The following is a 17021-nucleotide window of genomic DNA, read 5'->3' on the forward strand; positions in this document are numbered from 1 at the left end:
AAGACGGCCCGTCCGCACCCGGGGGCGCGGGCGCGAAACTGTACCGGACGTAAGGTAAATTTCGGCCCATGGGCTCACATCAGACGCACGCGACGGCCATGACGGCGACACGCCGGTGGCTGCTGCTGGTGACCGTGGCGGCCGGACTGCTGCTCGTCACCGTGGACAACACGATCCTGTACACCGCCCTGCCGACCCTGACCGCTCAACTGGGGGCGACGGGCGCGCAGAGCCTGTGGATCATCAACGCCTACCCGGTGGTCATGGCTGGTCTGCTGCTGGGCAGCGGCACGCTGGGCGACCGGATCGGCCACGTGCGCATGTTCGTGGTCGGGCTGGTGGTCTTCGGCCTGGCCTCGCTGGTCGCCGCGTTCTCCCCCACGGCCTGGGTCCTCATCGCCTCGCGCGCGCTGCTGGCGGTGGGCGCGGCGGCGATGATGCCCGCCACCCTGGCGCTGATCAGGATCGCCTTCCCCATCGAGCGCGAACGCAACATCGCCATCGCGGTCTGGGGCAGCGTCTCGGTGGTCGGCGGCGCGCTGGGGCCGATCGTGGGCGGGGTCCTGCTGGAGTTCTTCTGGTGGGGGTCGGTCTTCCTCCTCAACGTGCCCGTGGTCATCGCGGCGCTGGTGGCGACCGCGCTGATCGCGCCGCCCAACGTCCCCGACCCCGGCAAGCACTGGGACCTGGTCTCCTCGCTCCAGGCCATGGCCGGGCTGGTCGCCTCGGTGCTGGCGATCAAGGAGCTGGCGCACACGCCGCCGCGCTGGCCGCTCTTCGCCGCCGCCGTGGTCGTGGCCGTGGTGGCCTTCGTCCTGTTCACGCGCCGCCAGCGCCGTCTGGAGGACCCGCTGCTGGACTTCGGGGTCTTCCGCAACCCCGCCTTCACCTCCGGTGTGCTGGCCGCGGCGTTCTCGATGTTCGCCATCGGCGGCATCCAGCTCGTCACCACCCAGCGCTTCCAGCTGGTCGTGGGCTTCACGCCGCTGGAGGCCGGGCTGCTGGTGGCCGCCGTGGCGGCGGGTTCGCTGCCGACCGCGCTGCTGGGCGGGGCGTTCCTGCACCGGACCGGCCTGCTGCCCCTGATCGCGGGAGGTCTCGCCGCGGGCGTGGCGGGTGTGGTCGTCTCGCTCCTGGGCTTCCAGACGGGCATCGGCTGGCTCGTCGCGGGGCTGCTGCTGACCGGCGCCGGACTGGGTGCGGCGATGTCGGTGGCCTCCACGGCGATCATCGGCAACGCGCCCGCCAGCCGCGCCGGGATGGCCTCCTCGGTGGAGGAGGTCTCCTACGAGTTCGGCAACCTGACCGCGGTGGCCCTGATGGGCAGCCTGGTCACCTTCGTCTACGCGGCCGCCGTCCAGCTGCCGCAGGGCGCCCCGGAAGCCGCCGGGAGGAGCCTGGCCGACGCCCTGGCCTCGGCCGGGGGCGACGACGCGGTGGTCGCCGCGGCCCACGCCGCCTTCGACACCGGCTACCTGGTGGTCATGGTCGTGGTCGCGGCGGTCCTGGCGTGCGGCGCGGCCCTCACCTGGCGGCTGCTGCGCCACCATGGTCCCGGCACGTCCTCGTCGGCGTACGCGGACCACTGACACCGGGGGAGAGCATGCGCAAGAGCAACCGGACACAGATCCTGGACGCGGCCTTCCGCGTCGTCCAGCGCGACGGCGTCAGGGCCCTGACCTACGAGTCGGTGGCGGCCGAGACGGGTCTGACCAAGGGAGGGCTGCTCTACCACTTCCCCTCGCGCGAGTCCCTGCTCCAGGCCCTGCACGAACACCTGGCCCAGGGCTGGGACGACCACCTGGCGGAGGCCGCGGGGAGGAGCGCGGACCGGGCCACGCCCCGCGAGCGCCTGGCGGCCTACGCCCGCGTGGCCGCGCACAGCTCCACGCGCGCCGAGCTGCTGCTCCTGCTGGAGACCGCGAACGAACCGGCCACGCGCGCCCCCTGGGACGAGGTGATGGGGCGCTGGACGTCCGAACCGTCCGCCGGGCCGCTGACGCCGGAGGAGATGGAGCTGTTCGTGCTGCGCCTGGCGGCGGACGGCCTGTGGCTGTACGAGTCGCTGTCCAGCGGCACGCTCCCGCCCCCGCTGCGCCGGCAGGTCGCCGAGCACCTGGCCAGCGCCATCGCGCCCGGACAGGACCGGGACGCGGAGCCGGACCGGGAAGCACCGGTTCCCGGTCCGGACGCTTCGCACGCCCCGGACGCGGAACCGGAACCGGGCGCCGGGGCCCGCTGACCGGGGATCGAGGTCTCCTGGCCGGGCGCGCGCTCCTCGCCGGGGAGCGCACGCCGGTCCGCCGTCCCTCAGGCCCCTCCGCTCACCAGGGCCTCGCCCAGCGGCGTGCGCGCGTGCATCACCCGTGTGCTCTCCCGGCGACCATCCACCAGCCCCGACCGCCGCAGGATCGACAGGTGGTGCGAGGCCGTGGAGACCGCCATCGCGCAGTCCCCGGCCACCTCCGACGTGGACCGGGGCCCGTCCAGGGCCAGCAGGACGCGGGCGCGCCCCGACCCGAGCAGTTCCTCCAGCGCCTGCGCGGCGGCCGTGCCCTCACGCGTCCACGACGCCGACAGTCCGTGCACCGGGTAGAACAGCGTCGGCTGCACGGGCGGCTCGGTGAGCACCGAGCAGCGCGGCGTGCTCATGACGGAGGGCGTGAGCACCACGCCGCTGCCCTCGCAGGCCACGTCCTCGTCGTGCTTGCGCATCCCGACCTCGATCGCGTCCCGGTGCCAGCCCACGGACTCGTGCAGCGTGCCCACCATCGCGGCCACGCCGCCCGCGCCCATGCGCCGCACCCGCAGGTCGATGTCCGCGCCCAGCAGACGCCGGATCTGCGGCCAGTGCGGGGCCAGTGCGGCTTCCCAGACCGCCGTCCAGGCGTCCGAGACCAGCGCGCGGGTGCGCTCGGGGTGGGCGAACATGTCCGCCACCAGGGTGTGGCGGCGCCCCCGCGAGCGCGCGAGCACCTTGGTCAGGTCGGCCCGGACGGCTTCGGGCGGCACGCGCCGCAGGCGCTCGACTTCCTCCTCGGGGGTCATGTCCCAGGACGGGGCGGCCGTGAGGAAGTCGGGGAAGTAACCCTCGTGGCCGATCACCGTGGCCAGGTACTCGAACGACCGCCTCGGCAGCGACCCCCGCACCGCGCGCAGCCAGCCCCACTGGAGCGGGTGGCTTGAGGGGTCGAGCAGGACCCGGACCGCGTGGCACAGTTCGTGGCCCGGTGAGACGCCGAACCGGATCGCCGAGACGTCGGCCGCCCCGATCCGGAAGCGGACCCTGTTTCGACGCACATCGAAAGTGTAGAGCGCGGCGTGCCCGCCCGGCCATGGTGGAGCCACACCGAGACGGGCACAGTGAAGGGACACCGCGATGAGGTCCGCACCGCTCCACCACCATGAACCCGCCGCTCCGGGCGGCGGGGCCGAGGCGTCCGACCGGTACGCCTTCGACGGCCCCCCGACGGCCCCCCGACGGCCCGCTGGTCCGTCGACGTCCGCCCCGTGACCGGGTTCGAGGAGTGAGCACCATGGAGAGCACGACACACGACCGGGTGGTCCCCGCCGACGAACTCCGGATGGGCGGCTCGCGCACGCTGCGCTTCGAGGGCCGCCCCCACGGCTCGGGGATCTCGTTCTTCCTCGTGGACAACGACCCCGGGCAGGGGCCCGGCTTGCACCGCCACCCCTACACCGAGACGTGGACCGTCCTGGAGGGCGAGGCCGCGTTCGCCGTCGGCGACCGCCGGTTGGCCGCCGGGGCGGGCGACACCCTGGTCGTCCAGCCCGGGGTGTGGCACGGCTTCACCAACACCGGCACGGGACGGCTGCGCGTGATGTGCGTACACGCCTCCGACACCATGATCCAGGAGTGGAAGGACTGACTCCGGCCGGACAGCATGCGCCGCCGGGCCCGGGGCCCGGCGGCATATCCGGCATAAACGGACAAAAGTGAATCTACGCCGTAAAGGAGCTGCGTTCCAGGCGGAACCAGTGAACTGACGACGAGATCACGAGGCCAGGTAGCGGCCCGCCCACCGTGCGAACGGCTCGCCGTGGCGGTCCCGCGCGCCCTCCAGCACGGCGGAGACCTCGGCGTCCGTGGGCAGGCCGCGTCCGAAGTGCTCCTGGAGCCAGGCGCGGTACCGGGCGCGCCGGGGCCCGTCCTCGTCCTGGGGCTCCCCGCGCAGGTAGGGCGGGTAGCCGTGGTCGACGCCGATCTCGGAGTCCGCACCCAGGAGCAGGACCAGCCCGCGGGGGTTCTCGGACACCACCGCCACGGCACCCTCGTCGCCGAGGACGACGACGGGCAGGTCGGCGGGGTCCTCGCGGTCGTCGTGGCGCCACAGGGCGTAGACGGAGCCGGAGCCGTTGGCCAGGGCGAAGGGGATGAGGCGGGACCGGAACGCCGGGTCCTCCGGCCAGCCGGCCAGCTGTTCCGGGTCGTCGTAGTCGAGCGTCTCGAAGCCGTCCGCGACGAAGTCACCGGCGGCCCGCTCCTCCAGTGCCCTGAGCAGGTTCAGTTCCGGTACGGGCGAGTAGGGGTCCACGGTTCCTCCTGGGCGGTGCGGTGCGCGGGCCCGAGGAACGTACCGCGCCACCACGACACCCGGGCGGCCCGGCGGGCGCCCGGGGGAGGGGCGTGCGGCCCTCCCCCCGGAGCGGACGCGGCGTGTGCGGGCCCCGTCGGACCGCTGAGCCTATGGGAGCGGAACCCCCAGTCCCGCCGCGCCTACCGGGGCGCGGGACGGAACCCGGCGATGGGGTTCTCCAGCGTGCCGACCAGTTGCAGGCCCGCGGACGGGTCCTCCAGATCGACCATCTGGCGGTTGTTGCGCAGTTGCAGCCGGTTCAGGCACGAGAGCGCGAAGCGTTCCGCGAACAGGTCGTCGCGCGCGAAACGGTCGGCCAGGTGGGGCGCCGACGCCTGGTAGTCGGCGACGCAGGCGGCCACGGTGCGCCAGAAGTCGGTCTCGGACAGGACGCCCTCACCGGCGAGGATGCCGTTGAGGAAGCGCAGGAAGCAGTCGAAGACGTCGGTGAACAGCGACAGCACCCGCATGTCGTCGGGCACCGCGCCCTGGACCCGCTCGACCCCGGGGGGCAGTTCGGCGTCGTCGTTCATCACCGCGATCTCCTCGGCGATGTCCTTGAGCAGGACCCGCTGTGGCACCCCGTCGCGCAGGACGAGGATGACGTTCTCCCCGTGCGGCATGAACACCAGGTCGTGGGCGTAGAAGCAGTGCAGCAGGGGGACGAGGTAGGCGTCGAGGTAGCGGCGCAGCCACTCCGCGGGCTCCAGGCCCGACTCGGCGATGAGCTCCGCGGCGAGGGACCTCCCCCGGGCGTCGGTGTGCAGCAGCGAGGCCATCGTGGCCAGGCGCTCGCCGGACCGCAGCCGTGTCACCGGGCTCTCGCGCCACAGCGCGGCGGTCATCTTCAGGTAGGGCGACTTCTCCGTCGAGGCCTGCGCGTAGTGCGTGGTGCGGTAGCCCACCGCGGCCAGCTCGCGCAGGATCTCCACGCGCGTGGCGCGCAGGACGGGGTCGTCGGCCACGACCGAGGCGACCCAGTCGTTGATGGCCGGGGTGGCCTCCATGTACTTGGCGGACAGCCCGCGCAGGAAGCCCATGTTCAGCACCGACAGGGCGGTCTTGACGTAGTGGCGTTCGGGGGCCGAGGTGTTGAAGAAGGTCCGGATGGACTGCTGGGCGCGGTACTCGTCGGGGCCGTGGCCCAGGCACACCAGGTCGCGGCGGGCGACGTCGGCGGCGAAGGTGACCGCCAGCCGGTTCCACCACTGCCAGGGGTGGACCGGGATCAGGTGGTAGTCGGCGGGGTCCAGGCCCATGTCGGTCAGCCGCGCGTCGAAGACGGCCAGGGTCTGGGCGCCGAGTTCACCGCGCAGCAGTTCCTCGCGGTCCAGGTCGGCGGAGCAGCTGAAGACCGTGCGCTCGCGCCGCGCGGCGACCCACACCAGCCGCACCGGGGCGGCGGCCTCGGGGGCGTAGGCGCGGTACTCCGCGGCGTCGAAGCCCAGGCGCCCGTTGTTGGCGACGAAGCACGGGTGGCCCTCGGTCATCCCCGCCTCGATCTCCTGGAACCCGGCGCGCGCCAGCTCGGCGGCGCCGGGTCGGGCGCCCGACATGCGGTAGGTGCTGCTGGCCAGGGTGCTGGTGATCTCCTCCAGGTAGACGGGCAGGACGTCCTCGTCGAGCGTGAGCGTCTTGCGCAGGTCCAGGATCAGGTCGAGGGCGTCCAGGGGCAGGTGCGCGCCGTCGCGCCGCAGGTCGCGGCGGACGATGCTGTCGGCCTCGATCCGCCAGTGCTCCAGGGCCATGACGCGGGCCGCGAACCGGTACTCGACGCCGCCGTCGTCGCTGGTGACCGAGAAGAGGCCGTCGGGGCCGGGTTCGGGGGTGATCAGCCGTTCGTGGGCGAACTCGGCCAGGGCCTTGCGCACGAGCAGCCGGTTGGCGCGCTCCCACGTCTCGGGGGCCAGGTGGGCGACCGCGTCGCGGGGGTCGGGGAGGCGGGGCTGGCGGGCGTCGAATCCGGTGGTGGGCGTGGTCATCGGCCGATGCCTCCTGTGGTCGGGGCCGCGGCGACGGCGGCGCGGAACTGGGCGCGGGTGCAGGTGCTCAGGTGGGCCTCCTTGTCCTTGAGGGTCACGGTGGTGAGGACACGGAAGCCCATGGCGGCGTTGAGCGCGTGGACGGCGGTGTTGCGCACGTCCGGTTCGACGACGACGCGTCGGGCGGCGGGGTCGGAGAGGACGAGTTCCATGACGGTGGTGATCACGGCGCGGGTGAAGCCGTGCACGGGCGTGTCGGTGGGCGCCACCAGGAAGTGCATGCCGGTGTCGCCGGGGAGCACGGGGTAGTGGTCGGCGAGTTCGCTGTGGCCGGGGTCGTAGCGCTCGACCAGGAACCGGGGGGTGCCGCGCCACTCGCCGACGTAGGCGTGTTCGTACGGGGAGGCGGCCATGGTGCGGTAGCCGTGGGCGACGTCCTCCTCGGTGGCCTCGGACATGAGCCAGAAGTGGGATTTGGGGTGGGTGAGCCAGCGGTGCAGGAGGGGGGCGTCGGCGTCGGGGTCCACGGGGCGGACGCTGAACTCGCCGAGTTCGGGGTCGGTGCGGGTGAAGACGGCCGCTGCCGCCTGGTCGGGCGCGGTCCGTGCCGGTGCCTGGTCCCTCATCGGCGCGCCGCCTTCCGTGCCGGGCCTGAGGCCGGGACGGCCGCCTCCGGCGTGCCTTCCCCGGTCGGGCCGTCGCCGCCCCGGGCGTCGGTGTGCGGTGCGCCCTGCTCGGGTGCGCCGAACTCCTGGAAGGCGATCGAGCGCTCGACGGCGTAGGGTTCGCGGCCCAGCATCGCGCGCAGGATGCAGGAGTTGCGGTAGGCGCCCATGCCCAGGTCGGGGGAGACGAAGCCGTGCGTGTGCAGTTCGGCGTTCTGCACGAAGACGGCGCCGCGGGCGAAGCGCGGTCCGCGGCCGTCGTCGGGGGAGCCGTCCGCGCCGGGCGCGTCCTGCCCGGCGGGCGGCGCGTCGCGGTCGACGCGGTAGTCGCGGCGCACCGCGAAGCGCCCGGAGTCGTCCCAGGCCAGGCGGTCGGTGATGGGTTCCAGGAAGTCCGGCATCCGGTACTGGTAGCCGGTGGCGAGGACCAGTCCCTCGGTGTCGAGGGCGAAGTCGCGTCCCTGGTCGGTGTTGCGCAGGTCCAGGGTGTACGCGCCGCTCGCCGCGTCGTGGCGGGCGCCGGTGACCTCGGTGCCGGTCATCAGGCGTACGGGCGGCCGACCCAGGCGGCTCTTGACGTAGAGCAGGTCGTAGATGGCGTTGATGAGGTCGGAGTCGATCCCCTTGTACAGGTTCTTCTGCGAGGCCACGAGCCGGTCGCGGGTGGGGGCGGGGAGCGCGTGGAAGTGGTCGGCGTACTCGGGGGAGGTCATCTCCAGGGTGAGCTTGGTGTACTCCAGCGGGAAGAAGCGCGGGGAGCGGGTGACCCAGTTGAGCTGGTAGCCGTGTTCGTCCAGGTCCTGGAGCAGGTCGTGGAAGATCTCCGCGGCGCTCTGCCCGCTGCCGACGACCGTCACGCTGCGCTTGTCGCGCAGCCGCCGCGCGGCGGGCAGGTAGCCGGAGCTGTGCACGGCGTCGCCGGGCAGGTCGCGGCAGGGTTCGGGCAGGTAGGGGGGTGTGCCGGTGCCGAGCACCAGGCGCCGTGCGCGGTGGGTGTGCCGGGCGCCGGTCGCGGTCTCGGTGCTGTGCAGCAGGTAGAGGGCCCGGTCGGGGTCGTACTCCACGGACTCCACGCGCTGGCCGAAGCGGACGGCGTCTCCCAGGCGTCGGGCGGCCCAGCGACAGTAGTCGTCGTACTCGGCGCGCAGGGGGTAGAAGCGCTCGCGGATGTAGAAGGGGTAGAGCCTGCCGGTCTCCTTGAGGTAGTTGAGGAAGGAGAAGGGGGAGGTGGGGTCGGCGAGGGTGACCAGGTCGGACATGAAGGGGGTCTGGAGTTCGGCCTCCTCCAGGAGCATGCCGGAGTGCCAGGAGAACTCGGGTTTCTCGTCGAGGAAGAGGCCGTCCAGGCCGGGGATGGGCGCGGTCAGGCAGGCCAGGCCGAGGTTGAAGGGGCCGATGCCGACGGCGGCGAAGTCGTGGACGCGGCCGGGGTCGGCGGCCGGGGCGGGCTGGCGGCTGGTGGTCAACGGGACCTCCCGGTGGTGGTCGGCAGGGCGGAGGCCGCGTGGGCCGCGGTCGTGGTCGGGGCGGGCGGGGCCGGGCGGTCGGGGGTGCCGCGTCCGTTCACGAAGTGGTCGACGTGCGCGGCGATCAGGTCCAGTACCTCGGCGACGTCCTCCCGGGTGGCCCTGGGGTTGAGCAGGGTGAGTTTGAGGTGGGGCCTGCCGTCGACGGTGGTGCGGGCCACGAAGGCGCGGCCCGAGGCCAGCAGCGCCTCGCGTGCGTAGCGGTGGGCGGCGTCGGCGGTGTCGGGGTCGGCGCCGGGTACGGCGCAGCGGAAGACCAGGGTGCTCAGGCTGGGCCGGGTGACCACGGTGAAGCGCGGGTCGGCGTCGAGCAGGGTCCAGGCGGTGGCGGCCAGGTCCAGGACGCTGTCGAAGAGGGCGCCCACGCCGTCGGCGCCCATGACGCGCAGGGTGAGCCACAGTTTGAGGGCGTCGAAGCGGCGTGTGGTCTGCAGGCTCTTGTCGACCTGGTTGGGGGAGAGTAGGGGGGTGCTGCCGTCCGAGCGGGAGTTGAGGTAGTCGGCGTGGTAGGTGACGTGGCGCAGGACGTCGCGGTCGCGGACCACGATCGCGCTGGAGCTGACCGGTTGGAAGAAGGACTTGTGGAAGTCCACGGTGACCGAGTCGGCGCGTTCGACGCCCTCCAGCAGGTGGCGGTGGCGCGAGACCAGCAGGCCGCAGCCGTAGGCGGCGTCGACGTGCATCCACACGCCGCGCTGTCGGCACAGGTCGGCGATGCGGGGCAGGGGGTCGATGCTGCCGAAGTCGGTGGTTCCGGCGGTGGCGACGACGGCTATGGGCAGGAGTCCTTCGGCGCGGCATCGGCGCAGTTGGGCGGCGAGGGCGTCGGGGCGCATGCGGCGTCTGTCGTCGCAGGCCACGGTGATGACGGATTCGTAGCCCAGTCCGAGGAGGGCGGCGGACTTGGCGACGCTGAAGTGTCCGGCCTCGGAGGTCAGGACGCGCATCCGGGGCAGGAGTTCGGCCAGGCGGGTGTCCTGGCCCTCCTGCGCCTTGGCGCGGTGGTGGGCCTCGTCGCGTGCCATGAGCAGGGCCTGGAGGTTGGACTGGCTACCGCCGCTGGTGAAGACGCCGTCCGCGGTCTCGCCGAAGCCGACGCGCTCGCACGTCCAGTCGATGAGCCGCTGTTCGATCAGGGTGCCCCCGGCGCTCTGGTCCCAGGTGTCGAGGGAGGAGTTGACGGCGGACAGGACGGTCTCGCCGAGCAGGGCGGGCAGGACCACGGGGCAGTTGAGGTGTCCCATGTAGCGGGGGTGGTGGAAGTAGACGGCGTCGTCGAGGTAGACGCGTTCGAGTTCGTCCAGGGCCGCGGTGGGGTCGTGGAGCGGCTGGTCGAGGTCGACCTTGTCGATCTGGGGGCGCAGGTCCTCGGCGGTGGCTCCGGTGAGCGGCCGGTCGGCTCCGGCGATGCGTCGGGCGACGCGGGCCGCGGCCTCCCCCGTCAGGTCGCGGTAGCGTTCGGCGCTCCGGGCGTCGAACAGCTGTGTCCGGGGGTCGTCGGGGTCCTGGCCGGAGGGGGGTGTGGGCCTGGTGCCGAGGGCACCGGCGTTCCCGTGCAGCGGGCCCGGTGCGGACCGCGCGAGGGAGCTCATGGATCATCCTCCTGGAAACGGGCATGCCGACAGCATCCGCAAAGCGGATGTGGGCATAGGGTGAGGAACTTCGCGAACACTCTTATGTAGGTCGCCCTAACTAAGGGGAGGCTAGCCTAAGCGTTCGAGCCCGTACAGTGTGAGGAGGGTTACAGTGGCGACCATGGCGGTCGCTCGGAGTGATCGTAGGCCGCTGAGCAGGGCGAACGATCGTGACACAGGGTGATGTGGCCTTCGCGAGGACCGCACATCCGACACGGCGGGCTTTTTCTCGCCGAATGGACGTTTACCCCTCCCGGCGCCTCCGTGGCGCTTCGGGAGAGGTCCGTGACCCGGCCCCGCGCCGGGGAGCGGTCGGCGTCGTGACGGGGCGGCCGGGCGAACGCGGACGAGCGCGGCCGCGCCGGTCAGGCGGACGCTCCCTTGCCGGTGGCCATGACGGCGGTGCGGACCGCGTTGCGCAGTCCGGGGGCGGCGGCGTCGAAGCGCTCCTGGACCGCCCTGACCGCGGGCCGGTGCCGCCAGCGCTCGTTGGGGGCGAACACGGTCCACACGTCGCCCTCGGTCGCGATCGCGACCAGGGCCGCGTCCTGGAGGGGCACCGCCGCCGGGTCGCCGCCGCCCAGGACCGCCTCGCGCGTGCGCTCGCGCAGCCGGTCCGCCTCCTCGGGACGGTTGGGGGTGACCGTGCGGGTGGGGAAGACCCCCAGCGTCCGGCCGCGCCTGACCGTGACCGACCCGTTCGCGACGAGCCCCTCGCGCACCATCTCCTCGGCCCTGCCCATCTGGGGGTAGAGGAGGTTGATCCAGTGGTGCGGCTCGTTGGGGGACAGGTCGGACAGGACCCGGGCCAGGAACGGGTCCCGGGGCGCCCGGGCGATGGCGCGCGTCACCTTGCCGTCGCGGGGGCGCAGCAGCCCGCCCAGGGTCAGGTCGGCCAGCGCCGCGGCGCACAGCAGTTGGCCGCGGTAGCCGGCGCTGACGGGGTCGAACCGGTTGTTGTCGGTGTCGTAGCTGAGCAGGTAGAGCCGCTGCGGCAGCGTCAGGTCCATGTCGTTCTCCTCTCGAAGGCGTCCTCGCGGGGCGCCCGCCCGCGGCGGGAGCCCTCGCGGGCCCGGTCGGGATCTGTCGTGGAAGTACCCCGTCCGCGTGTGCGGGCGGCCCGCGCCGGGGCCCTCACCTGCGCGGTTCCCAACGGAAGATCCGGGTGGCCGCCGCGACGGCGACGACGACCCAGGCCAGCGTGGGCGCCAGCAGGAACAGGGAGTCGGCGACCGGGACGCCGCCGCTCCAGGCGTTGACGACCAGCTCCGAGGCCGAGCCGCCGGGCAGCAGCCGCTTGAGCAGGGTCAGCTCCTCGGTGCCGGTGAACCCCACCCACCCGGAGACGGCCAGGACGCCGATCATGATGGGCAGCGTGGTCACCTGGGCGTGGTCGGGGGAGTTGGTCAGTCCGGCCGTGGCCAGCCCCAGGCCCGCCATCATGACCATCGTCGCGACGACGGCCGCCACCAGCAGGAGCAGGTTGTCCGGGGCGCCGCCGACCACGGCCAGCACGGTCAGGATCACGGCCACCTGGACCAGCGTGACGGCGGTGACCGGGAGCAGCAGCCCGGTGAGGATACTGGCGTCGCCCGAGGCCGTGGAGCGCAGCCGCTTGAGGAAGAGGTTCTGCCTCCGGGAGGCGAGCGTGGTGACCGAGGTGGTGTAGAGCCCCATGGTCACCACGAGGAACACCAGGATCGAGGCGATGGCGCCCGGGTCCACGGCCTCGCGCAGCGCGGGGAAGGTCTGGTGCATGTAGATGTAGAACGCGCTGGAGGCCGCCGGGACGATGAGCATGGTGACCAGAACCAGCCGGTTCCGGAAGATCTGGATCAGCTCGCTCTGAGCGATCGAGAGCATGGTGCGGGTCCTTTTCCTGGAAGGTGCGGGAGAGCCGGGGCGGTGGACGTCGTCCGCCGCGCGGCGGGGCGCGGGTACCCGGGGGCACGGGTCCCGGAAGAGCGGGCTAGTCGTCGCCGATGGAGCGGAAGACGTCGTCGAGCCGGGTCGGTCCGGCCTCCAGCCCCCGCAGTTCGACCGCGTTGTCCTGCGCCCAGCCGAGCAGGGTGTACAGGTCCTTCTGCAGGCCGAGGGTCTCGACGAGGAAGGCCCCGTCGCCCTGGCGCGCGGCCTGGACCGGCGGCGTCGGAGCGGTGTCGGGCAGGGAGAAGCGGATCGTGGCCGGAAGGGTCTGCGTCAGCTCGGCCACGGTGCCCTCCCGGTGGAGGGAGCCCCTGTGCATCAGCCCGATGCGGTCGGCGCGCTGCTGGGCCTCCTCCAGGTAGTGCGTGGTCAGCACGATGGTCGAGCCGTCCTCGCGCAGCCTGTCCACGGCCTCCCACAGCCCGTCCCGGGACTGGATGTCCAGCCCGGTGGTGGGCTCGTCCAGGAAGATCAGCTCCGGCGACCCGTACGCGGCGGTGGCGAAGTCCAGCCGCCGCTTCTCGCCGCCCGAGAGCTGGGACACCTTGGTACCGGCCTTGGCGGTGAGGCCGACCATGCCGAGCACGCGTCCGACCGTGTCCGTGCGCAGGGTGAGCCCGCCGATCAGCCGGACCGACTCCTTCACCGTCAGGTCCGGGGAGAACCCGCTCTCCTGGAGCATGATGCCCACCCGGGGCCGCACGGCGCGCCGGTCGCGCGGGTCCTGGCCGAAGACCCGTACGGTGCCCGAGGTGGCGGTGCGGTGGCCCTCGACGGTCTCCAGGGTCGAGGTCTTGCCCGCGCCGTTCGTGCCGAGCAGCGCGTAGAGCTCCCCGCGCCCCACCTGGAGGGACAGGTCCCTCACGGCGTGGAAGTCCCCGTACTTGAGGTTGAGCCGTTCGACGTCGATGACTGCTGTGGAGGTCATGTGTCCATTGCAGCGTCCGACGCGCTCCGGGGGCAGTGGGACCACGTCACCACCCGGCCGTGACGTTTGTCGGGGTGAGGCCATGACGCGGTGTCACTGGTGGGCGCGGCGCGATCGGCGGAATACTGGGGCGGACCCCTGCCCTCGAACCCGGAGAGCCGCACATGGACACCCGGCCCCCGCGCACCCCGCCGACGGCGGCTCCGGCCCTCCTGCGGCCGCCCGGGGCGCTGGTCCGGCACGACCCGTCGGCGTCCTACGCCTTCGCCACCGTGGCCGCCCCGCGCGAACGCGTGGCCGACCGCGGCGGCGGGTCGACGGTCGGACACGACAAGGGCCGGTCCCCGACCGCCGCGCAGTTCCCGCGCCCGGCCCCGGCACAGCGCACGACAACGCGGAAGGACAACCGATGACCACCGTGGTACTCGCCGACGACGAGGCCCTCCTGCGCAAGGCGATGGCCGCCCTGCTCCCGCTGGAGGGGGAGATCACCGTGCTCGCCGAGGCGGAGGACGGGGAGGAGGCCGTGCGGGCCACGCTGGACCACCGGCCCGACGTGCTCGTCATCGACCTGGAGATGCCCAACGTGGACGGGCTCGGCGCCGTCGAGCGGATCCGCCGTGAACTGCCGGACCAGGTGATCCTCATGCTCACCCGCCACGCCAGGCCCGGGGTGCTCCGCAAGGCGCTCAAGCTCCGGGTGCAGGGGTTCGTCAGCAAGTCCGCGGAACCGGCGCACATCGCCTCGGTCATCGCCAACCTGCACCAGGGCAGGCGGTGGATCGACCCGGACGTCTCCGCGCTCGCCGTCATCGACGACTGCCCGCTCACCGACCGCGAGGTGGACGTGCTGCGGGCGACCAGCGAGGGCTACTCGGTCGCCGACATCGCCGCCCAGCTCCACCTGGCGGAGGGCACGGTGCGCAACTACCTCTCCAACGCGATGCAGAAGACCCAGACGCGGACGCGGCACGAGGCGGCGCGGTACGCGCGCGAGCACGACTGGCTGTGAGCCTTCGGCGCCGTTTTCCCGGACGCCGCCTTCCCGGACGCCGCCTTCCCGGCGTCGTGGGCCCGTGACACCGGCCCGCGGCGCCGCTTCTCCGGTGTGCCCGGGCCGGTTCGGGACCGGGGCGGGCCCGTGTGCCTCCCAGCGGAGGGCGGCCTCCCGTCTCCCCGCGGGAGGCCGCGGACTTCCGTGCGCCCGGGGAGCGCCGGGGGGACACCCGGGCGCCGGGGCGGTCGTGACACATCGGTGACCTCGTGTTTCGCGTTCCACCAGTGACACCACGTCATGGTCGGTCGCAGCGCGACGTCATGGCGAAGTGGTGACGCCGTCGCACTGCCCGAGGAGCGCGCGCACCGGTGGAATAGGGGTCATGAGCTTCACACCGGCCACCACCGGAGGACACCCGGAGCGAACGCGAAGCACCTCGTCGCCCCTTCCCCGCACGGGGGCGGCCCGGATGCGACCGCGACCGCGACGGAGCGCCGACCCGGCGGCGGAGCCGGTCCCGGACCCGAAAGAGAGGAACGACATGGCACGCAGCGACACGACCGCAGCCCAGAACCTCCTCGACTCCCCCGAGCACACCGACCCGAACACCTCCCCGGACGGAGTGACCATGACCGAGCACCTCCCCGCCCAGCCCCGGCAGTCCCCCGGCCCCGCCCAACCCGTCAGCGCCAAGCAGGCGGCGATGGACGCCGCGGGCGGCCCGTGGGGCATGGTCCTCTCGGCGATCCCGGCCCTGGTCTTCGCGGGGGCCATCGCCTTCGTCCCGCCGCTGGTCGCCGTCGGGATCGCGATCGCCCTGGCCGTGGTGATCGCCGTGGTGCAACTCTGGCGCGGCAAGCCCTTCAGCTCCGTGTACGGCGGGGTGCTCGGCGTCGTGATCGCCGGAGGCATCGTCGCCTGGACCGGTTCGGCCAACGACTTCTTCGTGATCGGGATCTGGGCCGCCCTGGCGCTGGGCGCGGCTACGCTCGCCACGACCCTCATGAACCGGCCGGCGACCGGCGTCATCTGGAACGCCGTGCACGGCGGCACCCACGCCTGGCGTGAGGACCGGCCCACGCTGGTCGCGCACCACGCCGCCACGTTCGCGGTGCTGGCCATGTGCGTGCTGCGCTTCGTGGTGCAGGGCTGGCTCTACCTGGCCGACTCCACCGCCGGGCTGGCGATCGCCGACACCCTGATGGGCTTCCCGCTGACCGCCCTGGTCGCCGTGGTGGTTATCTGGGCGTTCCGCCGCTCCACCAAGCGCCTGATCAAGTCCTCCGGCTCCGAGGCCGCCGAGCGGAGCTGACCGCCCCCGCCGGCCTCCGGACCGCCCGTCCGCAACACATCCCCAGCGCCCCGCCGCGCGGGCCGATGACCCCCGGCCCGCGCGGCGGGGCGTTCGGTACACGGCTCCGGCACGCGGCGGGGCGGGCGGAGGCCACCGCGGTACATGCCGTCGCCCCGCTGTCCCGCAGCCCTACGGCCGCGCCCCGGCGCTGGGCCGTCCCACCTCTGGGCCGCCCTCCCGCCGCGCCTGGCGGGGTCTCTCCCTTCCGTGGGGGAGCGCCTTCCCCCGGGGCGCGCGCGTCTTCGGTGCCGGGGGCTTTCCCTTTCGTGGGTAATACCGCCCGTAAGGGGAGAATTCGGTCATTCGGTTGGGGACGTGCGCACACGGTGTGGATAGCATCGGTGCGAGCAGTTTCCCCGATCACGGCGGTATTCCGGCTCCGTGAGCACCGGGGGCTGCGTTCCGTGACGTCCGCCCCCGTCTATCGAGGTAGATGCCCAGATGACCGACGATGCGTCCACTCCCGCCTCCGCCGAACGCCCGCCGCAGATCGACACCACCCGGACCCACTCGGCCCGGATCTGGAACTACTGGATGGGCGGCAAGGACCACTACCCGATCGACCGGGAGGCGGGCGACGCGGTCGCCGCGGGCTTCCCCGAGATCGTGGACCTGGCCCGCACCAGCCGGGAGTTCCTGATCCGCGTCGTGACCCACCTGGCGGGCGAGGCGGGCGTCCGCCAGTTCCTCGACATCGGCACCGGCATGCCCACCGCCAACAACACCCACGAGGTCGCCCAGTCGATCGCCCCGGAGGCCCGCGTGGTCTACGTGGACAACGACCCCCTCGTGCTCGCGCACGCCCGCGCGCTGCTGGTCGGCACCCCCGAGGGGGTCACCGACTACATCGACGCCGACCTGCGCGACCCCGACGCGATCCTGGAACGGGCCGCCCGGACCCTGGACTTCGACCAGCCCATCGCGCTCATGCTCATGGGCGTCCTGGGCCACGTGCCCGACGACGAGGTCCTGCCCGTCGTGCGCCGCCTGGTGGACGCGCTGCCCTCGGGCAGCTACCTGGCCAGCTACGACGGCACCAACACCAGCGAGGCCTACAACGAGGCCATCGAGGTGGGCAACAAGCAGGGCGCCGTCCCCTACCTCCTGCGCAGCCCGGAGGAGGTCGCCGCCCGCTTCGAGGGCCTGGAGCTCCTGGAGCCGGGTGTGGTGCCCTGCCCCCTGTGGCGCCCCGCCCCCATCGAGGTCGGCTCCCGGCGCGGCATGGACCAGTACGGCGGCGTGGCCCGCAAGCCCTGACACCGCACGGACGCCCGACGCCGCCCGTGGACCCCCGCGCCACGTGCGTGCCCGCCGCCGGTACCGGGTGGCGGAGGCGGCCGGGGCGGGCGGCCCCGCTTCCGCGCGGGGCCGCCGGCGCTCGGATGTCGCGGCCCCGCCGCCGCACACGGGC

Annotated in this window: 16 protein-coding genes; 7 read left to right on the forward strand and 9 right to left on the reverse strand. The window is 73.1% G+C overall.

The features are described from left to right. The first annotated feature begins 98 nt into the window (after positions 1 to 98). Positions 99 to 1589 carry an MFS transporter gene (locus UIS43_RS27110; RefSeq protein ID WP_013152115.1) on the forward strand — a complete coding sequence of 497 codons (1491 nt, stop codon included), beginning with the start codon at positions 99 to 101 and terminating at the stop codon, positions 1587 to 1589. Between the two features lie 14 nt (positions 1590 to 1603). Next, the gene (locus UIS43_RS27115; RefSeq protein WP_013152116.1) at positions 1604 to 2242 is read left to right on the forward strand and encodes a TetR/AcrR family transcriptional regulator; all 639 of its coding nucleotides are present in this window, start codon (positions 1604 to 1606) and stop codon (positions 2240 to 2242) included. A gap of 68 nt (positions 2243 to 2310) precedes the next feature. Here UIS43_RS27115 and UIS43_RS27120 read toward each other — a convergent pair whose 3' ends face one another. Next, positions 2311 to 3300 carry a DUF5937 family protein gene (locus UIS43_RS27120; RefSeq protein ID WP_370012052.1) on the reverse strand — a complete coding sequence of 330 codons (990 nt, stop codon included), beginning with the start codon at positions 3298 to 3300 and terminating at the stop codon, positions 2311 to 2313. A 236-nt stretch (positions 3301 to 3536) separates the two neighbouring features. On the opposite strand from UIS43_RS27120, the gene UIS43_RS27125 reads away from it, so the two are divergent. Then, on the forward strand, positions 3537 to 3890 hold the full coding sequence (locus UIS43_RS27125; RefSeq protein WP_013152118.1) for a cupin domain-containing protein: 354 nt from the start codon (positions 3537 to 3539) through the stop codon (positions 3888 to 3890). A 126-nt stretch (positions 3891 to 4016) separates the two neighbouring features. Here the strand turns inward: UIS43_RS27125 and UIS43_RS27130 are convergent, their stop codons facing one another. The 8 genes from UIS43_RS27130 to UIS43_RS27165 form a co-directional block, all read right to left on the reverse strand. Further along, entirely contained in the window at positions 4017 to 4556 is a 540-nt protein-coding gene (locus tag UIS43_RS27130; RefSeq protein ID WP_013152119.1) for a hypothetical protein, read from the reverse strand. Positions 4557 to 4738: 182 nt separating this feature from the next. Beyond that, on the reverse strand, positions 4739 to 6580 hold the full coding sequence (locus UIS43_RS27135) for an IucA/IucC family siderophore biosynthesis protein (RefSeq protein WP_013152120.1): 1842 nt from the start codon (positions 6578 to 6580) through the stop codon (positions 4739 to 4741). After that, entirely contained in the window at positions 6577 to 7206 is a 630-nt protein-coding gene (locus UIS43_RS27140; protein WP_370012053.1) for a GNAT family N-acetyltransferase, read from the reverse strand. The genes UIS43_RS27135 and UIS43_RS27140 overlap by 4 nt, the downstream gene beginning before the upstream one ends. Further along, complete coding sequence (locus UIS43_RS27145; RefSeq protein ID WP_370012054.1) at positions 7203 to 8711, reverse strand: lysine N(6)-hydroxylase/L-ornithine N(5)-oxygenase family protein; 1509 nt, start codon at positions 8709 to 8711, stop codon at positions 7203 to 7205. The genes UIS43_RS27140 and UIS43_RS27145 overlap by 4 nt, the downstream gene beginning before the upstream one ends. Next, positions 8708 to 10363, reverse strand: coding sequence for an aspartate aminotransferase family protein (locus UIS43_RS27150; RefSeq protein WP_071621677.1), 1656 nt, complete (start codon positions 10361 to 10363; stop codon positions 8708 to 8710). Before UIS43_RS27150 ends, UIS43_RS27145 begins: the two co-directional genes overlap by 4 nt. A 407-nt stretch (positions 10364 to 10770) precedes the next feature. Continuing rightward, positions 10771 to 11415 carry a GPP34 family phosphoprotein gene (locus tag UIS43_RS27155; RefSeq protein WP_013152124.1) on the reverse strand — a complete coding sequence of 215 codons (645 nt, stop codon included), beginning with the start codon at positions 11413 to 11415 and terminating at the stop codon, positions 10771 to 10773. Positions 11416 to 11539: 124 nt separating this feature from the next. Next, entirely contained in the window at positions 11540 to 12268 is a 729-nt protein-coding gene (locus tag UIS43_RS27160) for an ABC transporter permease (RefSeq protein WP_013152125.1), read from the reverse strand. 106 nt (positions 12269 to 12374) lie between these two features. Further along, on the reverse strand, positions 12375 to 13259 hold the full coding sequence (locus tag UIS43_RS27165) for an ABC transporter ATP-binding protein (protein ID WP_041552414.1): 885 nt from the start codon (positions 13257 to 13259) through the stop codon (positions 12375 to 12377). 164 nt (positions 13260 to 13423) lie between these two features. On the opposite strand from UIS43_RS27165, the gene UIS43_RS27170 reads away from it, so the two are divergent. The 4 genes from UIS43_RS27170 to UIS43_RS27185 all read left to right on the forward strand — a co-directional run bounded on the left by UIS43_RS27170 (position 13424) and on the right by UIS43_RS27185 (position 16867). Further along, positions 13424 to 13672 (forward strand): hypothetical protein, encoded by a 249-nt coding sequence (locus tag UIS43_RS27170; RefSeq protein ID WP_013152127.1) that lies wholly within the window; start codon positions 13424 to 13426, stop codon positions 13670 to 13672. Further along, complete coding sequence (locus UIS43_RS27175; protein WP_019610906.1) at positions 13669 to 14271, forward strand: DNA-binding response regulator; 603 nt, start codon at positions 13669 to 13671, stop codon at positions 14269 to 14271. The genes UIS43_RS27170 and UIS43_RS27175 overlap by 4 nt, the downstream gene beginning before the upstream one ends. Positions 14272 to 14797: 526 nt before the next feature. Beyond that, the gene (locus tag UIS43_RS27180) at positions 14798 to 15568 is read left to right on the forward strand and encodes a DUF3159 domain-containing protein (protein ID WP_013152129.1); all 771 of its coding nucleotides are present in this window, start codon (positions 14798 to 14800) and stop codon (positions 15566 to 15568) included. 483 nt (positions 15569 to 16051) lie between these two features. Beyond that, positions 16052 to 16867: an SAM-dependent methyltransferase gene (locus UIS43_RS27185; protein WP_013152130.1), complete on the forward strand. Its 816-nt coding sequence runs from the start codon at positions 16052 to 16054 to the stop codon at positions 16865 to 16867. Positions 16868 to 17021: the final 154 nt, after the last annotated feature.

Source organism: Nocardiopsis sp. LDBS0036 (assembly GCF_041228755.1).
In the GTDB taxonomy this organism is placed as follows: domain Bacteria; phylum Actinomycetota; class Actinomycetes; order Streptosporangiales; family Streptosporangiaceae; genus Nocardiopsis; species Nocardiopsis dassonvillei.